Source organism: Sphingomonas sp. FG14 (genome assembly GCF_057809675.1).
In genome coordinates this window covers 1,170,938-1,184,473 of the sequence record NZ_JBMDKK010000001.1, presented here as the reverse complement: position 1 = coordinate 1,184,473, position 13,536 = coordinate 1,170,938, and the positions used below count along the sequence as shown (strand labels likewise).

The 13,536-nt window shown below is 64.7% G+C and carries 12 protein-coding genes; 6 read left to right on the top strand and 6 right to left on the bottom strand.

The genetic code is table 11. The features are described from left to right. Positions 1-16 precede the first annotated feature (16 nt). Positions 17-1,591, bottom strand: a complete 1,575-nt coding sequence (locus tag ACODTA_RS05675) for an MFS transporter (protein ID WP_489064835.1) — start codon at positions 1,589-1,591, stop codon at positions 17-19. Positions 1,592-1,650: 59 nt separating this feature from the next. Between ACODTA_RS05675 and ACODTA_RS05670 the strand changes: the two genes are divergently transcribed. Then, positions 1,651-2,118, top strand: a complete 468-nt coding sequence (locus ACODTA_RS05670; protein WP_489064834.1) for a low molecular weight protein-tyrosine-phosphatase — start codon at positions 1,651-1,653, stop codon at positions 2,116-2,118. A gap of 119 nt (positions 2,119-2,237) precedes the next feature. Here ACODTA_RS05670 and thpR read toward each other — a convergent pair whose 3' ends face one another. Continuing rightward, the gene (thpR, locus tag ACODTA_RS05665; RefSeq protein WP_489064833.1) at positions 2,238-2,771 is read right to left on the bottom strand and encodes an RNA 2',3'-cyclic phosphodiesterase; all 534 of its coding nucleotides are present in this window, start codon (positions 2,769-2,771) and stop codon (positions 2,238-2,240) included. Positions 2,772-2,892: 121 nt separating this feature from the next. On the opposite strand from thpR, the gene ACODTA_RS05660 reads away from it, so the two are divergent. Next, the gene (locus tag ACODTA_RS05660; protein ID WP_489064832.1) at positions 2,893-3,636 is read left to right on the top strand and encodes a Bax inhibitor-1/YccA family protein; all 744 of its coding nucleotides are present in this window, start codon (positions 2,893-2,895) and stop codon (positions 3,634-3,636) included. Between the two features lie 76 nt (positions 3,637-3,712). Here the strand turns inward: ACODTA_RS05660 and ACODTA_RS05655 are convergent, their stop codons facing one another. Then, complete coding sequence (locus ACODTA_RS05655; RefSeq protein ID WP_489064830.1) at positions 3,713-4,330, bottom strand: glutathione S-transferase family protein; 618 nt, start codon at positions 4,328-4,330, stop codon at positions 3,713-3,715. A 217-nt stretch (positions 4,331-4,547) separates the two neighbouring features. Between ACODTA_RS05655 and ACODTA_RS05650 the strand changes: the two genes are divergently transcribed. The 4 genes from ACODTA_RS05650 (at position 4,548) to ACODTA_RS05635 (ending at position 9,924) form a co-directional block, all read left to right on the top strand. Next, entirely contained in the window at positions 4,548-6,419 is a 1,872-nt protein-coding gene (locus tag ACODTA_RS05650) for a PhoX family protein (protein WP_489064828.1), read from the top strand. A 114-nt stretch (positions 6,420-6,533) separates the two neighbouring features. Continuing rightward, complete coding sequence (locus ACODTA_RS05645) at positions 6,534-7,001, top strand: PH domain-containing protein (RefSeq protein ID WP_489064826.1); 468 nt, start codon at positions 6,534-6,536, stop codon at positions 6,999-7,001. Beyond that, the gene (locus tag ACODTA_RS05640; protein WP_489064824.1) at positions 6,998-8,461 is read left to right on the top strand and encodes a PH domain-containing protein; all 1,464 of its coding nucleotides are present in this window, start codon (positions 6,998-7,000) and stop codon (positions 8,459-8,461) included. The genes ACODTA_RS05645 and ACODTA_RS05640 overlap by 4 nt, the downstream gene beginning before the upstream one ends. Further along, positions 8,458-9,924 carry a phospholipase D-like domain-containing protein gene (locus ACODTA_RS05635; protein ID WP_489064822.1) on the top strand — a complete coding sequence of 489 codons (1,467 nt, stop codon included), beginning with the start codon at positions 8,458-8,460 and terminating at the stop codon, positions 9,922-9,924. Before ACODTA_RS05640 ends, ACODTA_RS05635 begins: the two co-directional genes overlap by 4 nt. A gap of 6 nt (positions 9,925-9,930) precedes the next feature. On the opposite strand, the gene ACODTA_RS05630 is transcribed toward ACODTA_RS05635, so the two are convergent. From ACODTA_RS05630 to ACODTA_RS05620, 3 genes are read right to left on the bottom strand one after another with little or no spacing between them, the layout of a single operon-like run. Then, positions 9,931-11,226: a cell wall hydrolase gene (locus ACODTA_RS05630; RefSeq protein ID WP_489064820.1), complete on the bottom strand. Its 1,296-nt coding sequence runs from the start codon at positions 11,224-11,226 to the stop codon at positions 9,931-9,933. Between the two features lie 55 nt (positions 11,227-11,281). After that, complete coding sequence (gene cysK / locus ACODTA_RS05625; RefSeq protein ID WP_489064818.1) at positions 11,282-12,202, bottom strand: cysteine synthase A; 921 nt, start codon at positions 12,200-12,202, stop codon at positions 11,282-11,284. Beyond that, on the bottom strand, positions 12,199-13,482 hold the full coding sequence (locus ACODTA_RS05620) for an MFS transporter (protein WP_489064816.1): 1,284 nt from the start codon (positions 13,480-13,482) through the stop codon (positions 12,199-12,201). The genes cysK and ACODTA_RS05620 overlap by 4 nt, the downstream gene beginning before the upstream one ends. Between the last annotated feature and the right edge of the window lie 54 nt (positions 13,483-13,536).

Sequence of the window (13,536 nt, the reverse complement as noted above, 5' to 3'; positions counted from 1 at the left end):
CTGAGCCGAGCTTCCCTCAGATCACCTCGCCCGCCGCACGTGCGCGCTCCGTCCGGCTGGCTTCGGCGGCTGGCAGCAGGCGATAGGCCGCGATCGCGGCACCCAGTCCGACCGGGACAGTGACGATCAATGAAAGCATACCCGTCGCGAGGTTGCCGGTCAGCGTCGAGACATAGCCCGCAAGATAGGGGCCGAGCCCAAGGCCAAGCAAGGTCGTGCCGATGAAGAAAGTCGCGGTCGCGGTGCCGCGCATGCGCGGCAGCACCAGATCCTGCGTGGTTGCCGCCGCCGCACCCAGCGCGGCGCTGGCAAGCGCCTGGGTGGGCAGCACGATCGCGTAGAAGATCGGAAGGCTTTCGGCGGTAAACCCCAGGATCATCAACGGTACGGGCGCGACCGCGCTGAAGATCACGACGGCCATTCGTCCGGCCGGATTGGTCCGGCGCAGCCGGTCAGCGATGCGTCCGCCAAGGACAACGCCCAGGAAACCACCGAGCGCGCCGGAGCCGCCGATCAGGAAGCCGGCCTGGTCGGCGGGGGCGCCGAGCACGCGCATCGCGTAGGGGGCTGCCCAGAAGCTCATCGCATAAGCGATGAATGCATTGAGACCATAGGCGATAACAGTCAGCACGAAGGCCGGCGTGCCGATGATCAGACGATAGGTCGGCAAGTCGCGGGCGCGAAGCGCCGTCGCCCAACTGAATACGGCATAGACGCCGAGCCCGATCGCTGTCCATTGCTGCCAACTGGCGGTCAGCACCGCCAGCCACCAGGCAATCGCGCCGATCAGGATCGCGGCGGCCAGATTGACCGCGTAGGCCCTGATCCCGCGCGAAGCCGCGTAAACCATCGTCAATGGCGGGACGATTGTCATCAATTCGATCAGAAAATCGCGGAAGGGGCGTTCGGCGGCGGGTGTCGCCGCGCCTTCGATCAGGCCGCGCACCGGCTCGCGCAGCGTCGAAACCCACAGTGCGACGAGCAGACCGGGCAGGCCCACCGCCAGAAAGGCCGCCTGCCAGCCGACGAGCCCCATCGGCCCGCCGTCGGGATAGGTCAGGTTCCAGTTCTTGACGATGAGGCCGCCGATGAACAGCGACAGGCCGCCGCCCAGATACAGGCCGGCTGAATAGATGGCGAGCGCGGTCGCGCGCTTTTCGCGTGGAAAGGAATCGGAGATCAGCGAATAGGCGGACGGGCTGGCCGTCGCTTCGCCGATGCCCACGCCGATCCGGGCGGCGGCGAGTTCGAGCCCGTTGCGGGCGAAGCCCGAAAGCGCGGTCATCGTCGACCATAATGCGAGCCCCGCGGTCATCAACCGGACGCGATGCCATTTGTCCGCGAGCCGCCCGAGCGGAATGCCGAACAGCGAGTAGAATACGCCGAACGCGGTGCCGTAAAGGAAACCGAGATCGGCGTCGGTGAGATTGAGGTCGCGCTTGATGTCTTCGGCCAGGATGCTCAGGATCTGGCGATCGATGAAGTTGAGCATGTAGACGAGAACGAGGACGCTGAGCATGTACCAGGCATAGCGTTCGCTCGGCGGCGAGGGCTGGTTGGCCTGCGCGTCCTGGATCCCCGTCACGGCCATCCCCCGATTGTTCTTGTCTTTGCAGAGGGCTAGCAGAGCCACATTGAAAGGGAAATCATTTGACCGTCCGCGTGCTGTTCGTCTGTCTCGGCAATATCTGCCGTTCGCCGCTGGCCGAGGCCGCCTTTCGCGCCGAGGTGGCGCGGACCGGGCTCGACGCCGAGGCTGATTCGGCGGGGACGGGGGATTGGCATGTCGGCCATCCGCCCGATCGGCGTGCGCAGGCCGCCGCCCGGCGAGGCGGTGTCGATATCTCCCACCTTCGCGCGCGTCAGGTCGATCCGGCCGACTTCGACCGTTTCGATCATGTGATCGCGCTTGACGGTCAGAATTTGCGCGATCTGGAGCGACTGCGCCCGCCGGGCGCGCGTGCCGTGCTCAGTCTGTTGCTCGATCATGTGCCGGGACGCGAGGGGCAGGCGGTGGCCGATCCCTATTATGGCGACGATGCCGGGTTCGATGTCACCTGGGCCGATGCGATGGCGGGCGCGAAGGGGCTGGCGGAGAAGGTCGTGCGGGGCGAGTAAATTCCCACCGTTCGGGCTGAGCCTGTCGAAGCCCTGCCTTTCTTCAACTTCAATGCAGAAAGAAAAGGACAAGGGCTTCGACAGGCTCAGCCCGAACGGGGAGTAGAAGGGCCTCCAGTTCACCCCAACGCATAACGCTCGACCAGATCGTAGCGCGCGCCCTCGCTGCCCAATGTCGATTCATACAGCCCGAAATGCGTGACCGCGAAGGGCGCGCTCGAAACACCGCCATATGCGGTTGCGAAGCCCGACAGGTCGCCGGCACCACGCGTGAAGCGCGCCAGTGTGATATGCGGCTGAAAGGCACGGCCCTCCGGGGGAAGCCCGGCGCGCACCACCGCCTGGTCGATCTTACGATGAAGTGCTGAAACCTCGTCATGCGGACGGACATCGGCCCATAACGTGTCGATCCGCCCTTTGCGATCGAAGGCGCCGATGCCCGAGATCGCGAGTTCGAACGGTGGATGGCGCACGCTGCCGAGTGCGGCGGCGATATCGGCCGCAATGTGGCGGTCGACCTCACCGATGAAGCGCAATGTCAAATGCAGTTGGTCGTCGTCCTGCCATCGTGCGCCGGCAATGCCACCCATGCCGCCAAGCAGTTGAGCGCGGATCGCAGCGGGTGGGCGAAGTGCCGCGAAGAGTCTGTGCACGGTCAATTGTTTCCAAATGTTGCTGGATTGGTTGGGTTGTCTGGTTTTCCTTGAATCGCGCCCCGATTGCCACGATATTCCTCCCATCCGGCAAATTGCCGGTCAAAGGAGATGTATTTCAATGGCTGACTGGTCTGATCCCCGGGCGACCGCCGCGCCTTTCCCCGCACAGGCGGGTGCGCGCGATGCCGCATATGATGCGGGTCTGCGGTCGTACATGCTTTCCGTTTACAACTATATGGCGTCGGGCGTCCTGCTGACGGGTATCGTTGCGCTGCTGTTTTCGCGCGGTGGTATCGAATCCCCGGCTGCGACAATCATAATGTCCGGCGGTCTGCTGGCATGGATCATCATGCTTGCGCCTCTGGGCTTCGTGATGGTGCTGAGCTTCGGCATCAATCGCCTCTCGACTGGTGCGGCACAGGCGCTGTTCTGGGCGTTCGCGGTTGTGATGGGCCTTTCGATGTCCACGATCTTCCTGCGCTTCACGGGTGAATCGATCGCGACGACCTTCTTCGCGACCACCGCCGCCTTCGCCGGTCTTAGCCTGTTCGGTTACACGACGAAGAAGGATCTGAGCGGCTTCGGCACCTTCCTGATCATGGGCGTCGTGGGTATCCTCGTCGCATCGCTGATCAACCTGTTCCTGAAGTCGAGCGTGATGTCGTTGGTGATCAGCGTCGTCGGCGTGCTGCTGTTCGCGGGCCTCACCGCCTATGACACGCAGCGCATCAAGAGCATGTATGCCTATGTCGCGGGCACGGACATGATGGGCAAGACCGTGATCATGGGCGCGCTGTCGCTCTATCTGGACTTCGTCAACATGTTTACCTTCCTGCTCAACCTGCTCGGCAGCCGCGACTGATCGCGGCGGCCACAGGCCAAGGAGAAGGGCCCGGCGGAGCGATCCGCCGGGCCCTTTCTTTTTCGGACTCTGGTGATCAACCCTGCTTGGGCATCAATGCGTCGTCCTTTTCGTTCCCGCGCCGATAGGCGGGACGGGCGAACAGCCGGCCGACATACGCCTCGAAAGCCGGGCGCTTGGGCAAGGTGCCGAACTGGAGGCCCCAGCCGAGCTGCGATCCGACATAGACGTCGGCCGCGCTGAAGCTGCTCCCGGCGACATATTCGCGATCCGATACCGCCCTCTCCAGCACATCGACCATCTGGTCGAAACTGCCATAGCCGACCATCCGGCCCTGTTCGGCGGTGGGTGCCATGCCCATCGCCTTGTTGGTCACCGCCTGCTCGACCGGGCCTGCGGCGTAGAACAGCCAGCGATAATAATCGGCGCGATCGTCGGTCGCCGGCGCCAACCCGGCATCGGGGAAAGCGTCGGCCAGATAGGCGCAGATCGCCGCGCATTCGGTGACGACCCTGTCGCCGTGCCGGATCGCCGGCACCTTGCCCATCGGATTGATCGACAGATAGGGCTGCTGCTTCATCGTGCTCGCATAGTCGAGCACCTGCGTCTCGTACGGCGCACCGGTCTCCTCCAGCATCCATCGAACGATCCGCCCACGCGACATCGGGTTGGTGTAGAATGTCAGGTCGGTCACATCGCTCTCCCTCGTGATTTCGTCGGTGGCGAAGATTAGCGAACAAGGTGTGACGGCGCGAGATCGGACAGGCCGGACGGTCATGTTTCCGGATTGTCACGCGATTGTCTCGTTTCCGTCACGGACGATACGCCGCGCCGTCATTCCCCGCCGCTAACGACGCCGCAGCGCCCCAGCGCTTTCGATTCATAGCCTTTACATTAGGGGGACATCCTAAATGTCGCATCTCACGGACGAAGCGCGCGCGCCTTATCGCGACGCTGACGGCACGATCACCGTTCCCGGCCAGTCGCTCGAAGAACTGGTTGCCGCCAATCCCGCCCGCCGCTCCATCCTCAAGAGCTTCGGCCTGATCTCCGCGCTCGGCCTCGCCGGTGGCCTTGCTGCCTGCTCGGACGACGATACCCCGACACCCACGCCAACCCCGACACCCACGCCGACCCCGACGCCCACGCCGACGCCGGTCAGCTACGCGGTCGATTTCACCGCGGTCGCCGCCAATCAGGACGACAAGGTCACCGTTCCGGCGGGCTATGTCGCGGAAGTGCTGTTCTCGGCGGGCGACGCTGTCGTCGCAGGCGCGACGGCATGGTCGCCGGGCACTTTCCTCACCTCTGCCGATGCCGAGAAGGTTGCCGGCGGCAATCACGACGGCATGCATCTTTTCGAGCACCCGACGCTGGGGGCCAATCAGGGCGGCCTGCTCGTGATCAATCACGAACTGCCCGACTATAACATCCTGTTCGCCAGCAAGTCCTACAATGCATCGACCGCGACGGCCGAGCAGAAGAAGATCGCGCTTTCTGCGGTCGGCGTTTCGGTGATCGAAGTCACCAAGGCCAGCGACGGCAAATGGTCGGTCAACAAGAGCTCGATCTACAACAAGCGCTACACCGGCAACAGCATCTACCGCGTCGGCGGCCCGGCCGCTGGAATTGTCGGCACCAGCGTCGTCGGCACGCTCAACAACTGCGCGAGCGGCGCAACCCCCTGGGGCACCTATCTCACCTGCGAGGAAACGACGGATAATTACCTCGATCCGACCCGTCCGGCCGTCGGCTATGGCTGGGTGGTCGAGATCGATCCGCGTAACGAACTGGCCGAACCGACCAAGCGCACCGCGATGGGCCGTTTCGATCACGAGAACGTCGCCTATCTGACCGATACGGGCAATCGCGTCGCCTTCTACATGGGTGACGACGGCACGCCGGGCTGCATCTACAAGTTCATCCCGAGCCGCGCCTATTCGCCGAGCAACCGCGCGGCCAACACCGATCTGCTCGACAGCGGCACGCTCTATGTCGCGCGCTTCAAGGCGGATGGCACCGGTGACTGGGTCGAACTGACCCAGGGCAAGAACGGCCTGGTCGTCGGCGCGGTCGATCCGGGCAACGTGTCGCAGGGGCCGCAGACCCCGGCGACCGTGAATTTCGCCACGCAGGCGGACGTGCTGATCAACACCAAGGTGGCCGCGCGCGTTGCCGGCGGCACCGTCATGGACCGTCCGGAGTGGATTACGGTCGCGCCCGACAAGTCGATCTTCTGCACGCTCACCAACAATTCGGGCCGCCGCGTCGTCGACGCCGCCAACCCGCGCGTCACCAACCTCCACGGCCACATCGTCAAGTGGAAGGAAAACGGGGATTCGCCGCTGGCGACCAGCTTCACCTGGAGCATTTTCCTGATGGCGGGCGATCCGTCGCTGGCGAGCGGCGGAGACAATCTGGTCGGCAACATCGTCGGCGACACGTTCTCCAGCCCGGACGGCATCCGCGTCGACTCGCAGGGGCGCCTTTGGGTGCAGACCGACCACTCGGTTCCCGGCAATTCGGGCGTCGCGGGCAAGACCATCGACGGCACCTTCGGCTATAATGCGATGTTCTACATCGATCAGACCAGCAAGCGCTCGCGCCGCTTCCTGGTCGGCCCGGCGGGCAACGAGATCACCGGCATCGCCTATTCGCCCGATCTCACCACCTTCTTCATCAACGTGCAGCATCCGACGGGCAACTGGCCGGAAGCGGGCAAGGAGCCGCGCTCCTCGACCGTCGTCATCCGCCGCACCGATGGCAAGCCGGTCGGCGCCTGACACCGCCGTGTCGGTTTAATAGGGGGCGGGGGCGGCGCGTATCGGCCGCCCCCGTATTCCCGTCGCGACCATTTGCGTAGATATCCCGGTGGAACGCATGACCGGGAGTGACTCGTGACAGCTTTGGATTCGGGCCAGCTCTGGGTGATGCGCATCCATGGCGCCATTTCGGCGATCATTCTGATCATATTGGCCCTTGCCGCCGAACTGGCCGTCGCGACGATGGCGGAAGGCCTGCCGCCATCCGGCCTGATCGCGAGCCTTGTCGTGCTCGCTCTCGTCTATCCCTGTCTGATCGCTCCCGGCCGCCGTTATCGTGCCTGGGGCTATCGCGTGGAGGATGATGAACTGCATCTTGCTCATGGTGTACTGACCACCGTCTCCACCGTCGTGCCCTTCGTCCGCGTGCAGCATATCGACGTGGCGCAGGGGCCGATCGAGCGTGTTTTCGGCGTCAGCCGGCTGATGCTGCATACGGCGGGAACGGCGCACAGCCTGGTGGTTCTTCCCGGGCTGGGCACCGAGACTGCCGAACGGCTGCGCGACGATATCCGCGCCCGCATCCGCGCGGACGCGGCGTGACCGAGCCCGTTATAGCCGACCGGCGACTGCATCCAGGCACGATGCTTCTGCGCCTGCTCAAGGCGTTGCCGCAGACATTGCTCGTCTTTCCCGCGATCCTGACCATGGCGTCGGATATCGGGTGGCGATATTTCCTGCCGCTCGCGGTCGCCAGCCTTGCGGTGTCGGGTCTGCTGCGTTGGATCACCTGGCGATGCTTCCGCTATGGCATCGGATCGGGCGAACTCGTCATTGAGCAGGGGCTGATCCAGCGTAGCCGCCGTACAATTCCCTTCGATCGAATCCAGGATGTCGATTTCGAGCAGGGGCCGTTACACCGCGTCTTCGGCTTGGTCCGGCTGCGTTTCGAGACCGGCGGGCAGGGCCGAGATGAAGGCGTTCTGGACAGTGTGGTGGTTGCCGAAGCCGAGCGAATCCGCGCTGCGGTGCGCGGCGCGCCATGTTCGGTGAATCCCGACGAGCCCGATATTTCTGCGGCCCCGCTCTTCTTCATGCCGGCCTCTCGCGTGATCCTCTCTGGATTGTTCAATTTCTCGCTGTTGTGGATCGCGGGCATCTTTGCGGCCCTGCAGGCATTTTCCGATTGGCTGCCCATCGACGTGCGCGACATCGGCGTGTGGATCGGCTTGGCCGAGCGCAATCTGGCGGGACGGGTGACGCCTGGTGCGATCGCCGGAGTGCTGCTGCTCGCGATCGCGCTGGGGCTTGCAAGTGGTGTCGTGAAAACACTGATGCGCGATTTCGGCTTTCGGTTGACGCGCGAACGGACCGGTTTCCGCTGCGAGCGCGGTCTCCTGACACGCCGCGACGTCTTGATTCCGTATGCGCGCATCCAGCTTGGCCTGCTCAGGTCTGGCCCGATCCGGCGCGGTGCCGGCTTTCAGGCATTGGCGTTCCAGACCTTGGGCGTGAGCGAGAGAGAGGAAGGCGGCGGGTTGCAGGATGCGGCCCCCTTTGCGCGCATGGACGAGATCGCGACGATCGTCACCGAGACCGGCGGACTGCGCTTGCCCGGCGATGTCGCGCTCACACGAGTGTCCCGCCGACATATGTGGAAAGCGATTTTGCCCGCCGCAGTCATCGCATCGGCCCTTGTCGCGGTTGCCACGGCATTCGATCACAGGCTGGTTGTCACCGGTCTGGCCGTGCCGGCGCTTCTCGCGCTCACGCTCGCCGAGCGCTGGAGCCACCGCTATGCGCTCGATCGAGACCTGCTGTTTATTCAGATGGGTTTTTGGCGGCGCGCGCTCTGGATCCTGCCGGTCGCCAATATCCAGACGCTGGCATCGCGGCAGAGCTGGCTGCAGCGCCGGCTGGGGCTCTCAACGCTGGTTTTCGATACGGCGGGCGCCCCAAGCGGCGGCGGAGCTGAGATTCGCGACCTGCGAAACGATCTGGCGAGCACCTTGCTTCTCGACGTGACGGAACGAAACCGTAACGGACGGGTTTCACGCGCATGAGTGGCGGGGATCCAAAGCAGTCGGTCATCGAGCCCGGCAGGAATTGCTGGCAGGTCGCGCGCGCGGATCGCGCGGCCGTGATCGTCGATGCCTGTGATTATTTTCATGTCGCGCGGCAAGCGATGGAAAAGGCCAGGCACCGTATCCTGTTGATCGGATGGGATTTTGACGCCCGCATCGAGCTTGAACGCGAAAAGGGCAAGGAGGGGCAGACACTGGGCGCCTTCCTGCTCGATATCGCGCGCCGCCGTCCGGAGATCGCGATCGATATCCTCAAATGGGATGTCGGCGCGCTCAAGCAACTTGGCCGGGGCGCTTCGCTGCTCATGCTCGGGCGGTGGGCGATGACCCGGCAGATCACGTTCAAGTTCGACAGCGCGCATCCGACGGGGTGCAGCCATCATCAGAAGATCGTCGTGATCGACGACAGTTTCGCGGTGTGCGGCGGTATCGATATGACCGGCGACCGCTGGGATACCAGCGCGCATAAGGACGACGATCCCTGCCGCCGCAGGCCGGCGGGCCAGCCCTATGGGCCATGGCACGATGTGACGATGGTGGTCGATGGCGCGGCGGCGAAGGCGCTCGCCCAATTGGGGCATGATCGCTGGCAGGTCGCGACCGGTGAGGATCTTCCTCCGATCCCGCAGGATAATGATCCCTGGCCGGATGATCTCGAGCCGCAGTTCCGTGATGTCGAGGTCGCCGTCGCACGGACACGCGCCACCTATCAGGAAGTGGCCGAAGTGCGGGAGATCGAGGCACTGTGGCTAGACCTCATCGCCGACGCCAAGCGCTTCCTTTATATTGAGAACCAGTATTTCACCTCTGGCAAGTTGGCGGCCGCCATAGCGCGGCGCATGCAGGAACCTCACCCACCCGAAATCGTGATGATCAATCCGATCCGCGCCGATGGCTGGCTGGAGCAGAAGGCGATGGATGGCGCGCGGGTTAAGCTTGTTCGCGCGATCGAGGCGATCGACAGCAGCAAGCGTTTCCGCATTTATACCCCGAAGACGACCGGCGGTGACGACATCTATGTCCACGCCAAGGTGATGATCGTGGACGATCGCGTATTGCGTATCGGGTCTTCGAACATGAACAATCGTTCGCTGGGTCTCGACAGCGAATGCGATCTCGCGCTCGATTGCCGGCTGCCGGGCAATGCCGACTGCACCGCGACGATCGCGGCATTGCGGACCCGACTGCTCGCCGAACATCTGGGTGTCGCCGAGACGGCGGTGACCGGGAAACTGGAGGAAACCGGCTCGCTCATCGAGACGATCGAGGCGCTGCGTGGGCGCGGCAAGACGCTGGCTCCCTTGATCCTGGAGGACCCGGACGCGGTGGAGGATTTCATCGCGGAAAACGAACTGCTCGACCCCGAGCGGCCGGAAGAAATGTTCGAAACACCCGCCAAGCGAGGCCTGTTCAGGCGCTGGCGGCGGCAAACCCTGAGATAGGAAGGGTCAGGGTTCGTCGGTCGCCATCGGGATCGGCTTCGCTTTCGGGCGCGGCGGCATCGCGACCGGAGTGTCCGGTTCCGGTGCGGGCTTGACCAGCGCGGTGCGTAGATCCTGGAGGCTGATACGTTCCTTGCCGGTGCGCGGCGTGCGCGTTTCCTGCGCGGCGATCGTCCGCGGCTTCATGCAGTCGCGCTTGTCGGCCCGATCGAACTCGTCACAGTTCCACAGCGCCTTTTCGAAGCCGGTCTTGCGGTTGCGCAGATAGCTGAACGACATGCCCGCCAGCGCGCCGGGATCGATCGGAAAACTGCGCGGGGTCTCCGCGATTTCCGCCCAGCCCATCACCTTGCAATGGTCGAGCGTGCCGCATGCCGCCAGCGCGAGGCTGGGGAAGCTGTCGGGAGAGGCATTGCGACCGAAGGGGACGATGAAGCTGTCGCCGTCGCGCACGATTGTCTTGTCGTATCGCGCCAGCAGCACCGGATTGGCGATCATCTCGACGGGAGGCGCGGCGCCGTCCGCCAACTGCACCGCGCCGCCGCGATGTGCTTCGGAGAGGCCGGCGAGCTTTCCGATCGCGGGTTCGCCGCCGGCATAATGGTTCCGGAACGCCGGCGGCGTGCCCCACCAGCCCGCCCAGCGGAAGAACAGATGCGTGCCGACCGCCGTCACCTTGTCGAGGCTCGCGCTCCAATAGGGGACCACCCAGTCGGTATGATAATGGGTGGCGTTGCCGACGGCGGTATAGACATGGCCGCCGAGCATCTGTTCCGCGACGGCGCGGGCGCGGGCCCAGGCGTCGGCGGAAGGGATGCGGCGCATCGCGCCATCGCATGTGAAAGTGAACTGGCAGCCGGTGCTGCGTTCCGATCCCTGGAACACCACGCCGCAGATCGTCTTGGGGAAGGCGGGATGGCGCAGCCGGTTGAGCACCACCTGGATCACCGCGCGCTGTCCATCGGCATCGCCGGAACCGGCTTCATAGAGGCCCACTGCAGCCAGGCAATCGGCCGAACGCGCATAGTCCGGAGAGGATGATGGCAGGAAGAATGGGCGTGCCGCCGGATTAGGCGCGGTGGAGAAGGGGACGGCGGCGTTGATCGCGACCGCATCCTGTGGCGCCACGGCCTTGAGTTCGAGCGGTTCCACCGCCGGCGGTGGCGTCGGCGGGCGCTGCTGGGCGATCGCCTGTGGTGGCAGGACCGGATCGGTTCGCGCCACCATCCATGCAGCCGCCAGCAGGCCCAGCGACATGACGAGCAGCATCGCCCGGCCGAGAATATCGGCCGGTGGCGCCACGGGCTTCGGGGCGTCAGCGATGGTTGTCTGCATCAATATGGGGTTTCGCCTTGCCTCAGCTCTCGGGCAGGAAATCCGGCACCGAGAGGTAACGCTCGCCGGTGTCGTAGTTGAAGCCCAGAACGCGGCTTCCGGCGGGAAGTTCCGCCAGCTTCTGTGCGATCGCGGCGAGGGTCGCACCGGAAGAGATACCGACCAGCATGCCTTCGTCACGCGCGGCGCGGCGCGCCATCTCCTTGGCATCGGCAGGATCGACCTGGATCACGCCGTCGATCGCCTGGGTATGGAGATTGGCTGGAATGAAGCCCGCGCCGATGCCCTGGATCGGGTGCGGACCCGGCTGACCACCCGAAATCACGGGTGAGAGCGTCGGTTCGACCGCATAGACCTTGAGGGCCGGCCAATGCCGCTTCAGTTCCTCGGCGCAGCCGGTGATATGGCCGCCGGTGCCGACGCCGGTGACCAGCACGTCGATCGGCGTATCGGCGAAATCGCGCAGGATCTCACGCGCGGTGGTGCGGACATGCACGTCGATATTGGCCGGATTCTCGAACTGCTGCGGCATCCACGCGCCCGGAGTTTGGTCGACCAGTTCCATCGCGCGTTCGATCGCGCCCTTCATGCCCTTTTCCTTGGGGGTCAGATCGAAGGTGGCGCCATAGGCGAGCATCAGGCGGCGGCGTTCAAGCGACATGCTCTCCGGCATGACCAGGATCAGCTTGTAGCCCTTGACCGCAGCGACCATAGCCAGGCCCACGCCGGTATTGCCCGATGTCGGTTCGACGATGGTGCCGCCGGGTGTCAGGTCTCCTGAGGCTTCCGCCGCCTCGATCATCGCCAGAGCGATCCGGTCCTTGATCGAACCGCCGGGATTCGCGCGCTCCGACTTGATCCACACCTCGGCGTCGCCGAACAGCCGGTTGGCACGGATGTGAGGGGTGTTTCCGATCGTGTCGAGTATCGATGCGGCCTTCATGTCGCAGTCTCCTTCAGGGGTATGTCTTCGAGAGTTTTAGGCGGGGCAAAGGTCCGCGCGGCGCGCAGTTCGGGAAACCAGCGCGCCCAGAGCCCTGCCACCAATATGGCACCGATTCCGCCCGCGACAACCGCCGCGACCGGCCCGATCAATGCGGCAAGGAATCCGGACTCGGCTTCGCCCAGCTCGTTGGAGCCGGACACGAACAATGTGGAAACCGCGCCAACGCGCCCGCGCATGTCGTCGGGCGTGTAGATCTGTATCAGCGATTGCCGCACATAGACGGACAGCATGTCCGCGGCACCGAGCAGGACGAGCATCGCCAGCGACAAGGTCATGTCGCGCGAGACCCCGAATCCGATCGTCGCCGCGCCGAATATGGCGACGCCGATCAGCAATTTCGTCCCCACATCCTGGCGCAGCGGACGCCAGGCGAACCACAAGGCGACGAAGACCGCGCCGAGTGCCGGCGCGGCGCGCAGATGGCCGAGCCCTTCGGCGCCGACATGCAGGATGTCGCGTGCATAGACGGGCAGCATCGCGGTCGCGCCACCGAGCAGCACGGCGAAGAGATCGAGCGAGATCGCGCCGAATACCAGGCGATTGCGGTGCACATAGCGCAACCCGTCGAGCATCTGCTGCCACGGGCGTGCATCACCTGTGATCATGCTGCGACGGATCGGGCGGATCGTCATCAGCGCGACGAGCGCCGTCGCGAACAGCCCGGCACACACCGCATAGGGCAGCGCGTGATGCCCGGCATAAAGATAGCCGCCGATGGCGGGGCCGAAGACCGAGCCCGATTGCCAGGCGAGCGAACTCATGGCGATCGCGGCGGGCAGCGAGGCGAGGGGAATGAGATTTGGCGCCAATGCCTGCAATGCCGGGCTGGCGAAGGCGCGGGCGACGCCAAGCAGTGCGGCGACCGCGAACAGCGCGGGCAGATCGATCGCATTCGTCCAGCTCAGCCAGCCGAGCATGATCGCGCAGCATGCCTCCAGTGCCACCGAGAGGCGCGCGATCCAGCGCCGGTCCACCTTGTCGGCGACCCAGCCTACCACCGGGGTCAGGATCAGCAGGGGCAGGAACTGGGCGACGCCGATCAGGCCGAGCTGGAGCGCGGCCTCCTTCGTGGTCATGCCCAACTGGCTGCGCGAAAGATCATAGACTTGCCAGCCGATGACGATCACCATCGCCATCTGCGCCAGCGTAGAGGTCAGCCGCGCCACGAAATAGGCGCGGAAATCGCGGAAAGCGAAGGGATGCGCGGGTTTCTCCACGCTTGCCTCCTAGAGCCTGATCGGTTCCGTTGGAAGCGCTTTGCGATTCCGGCG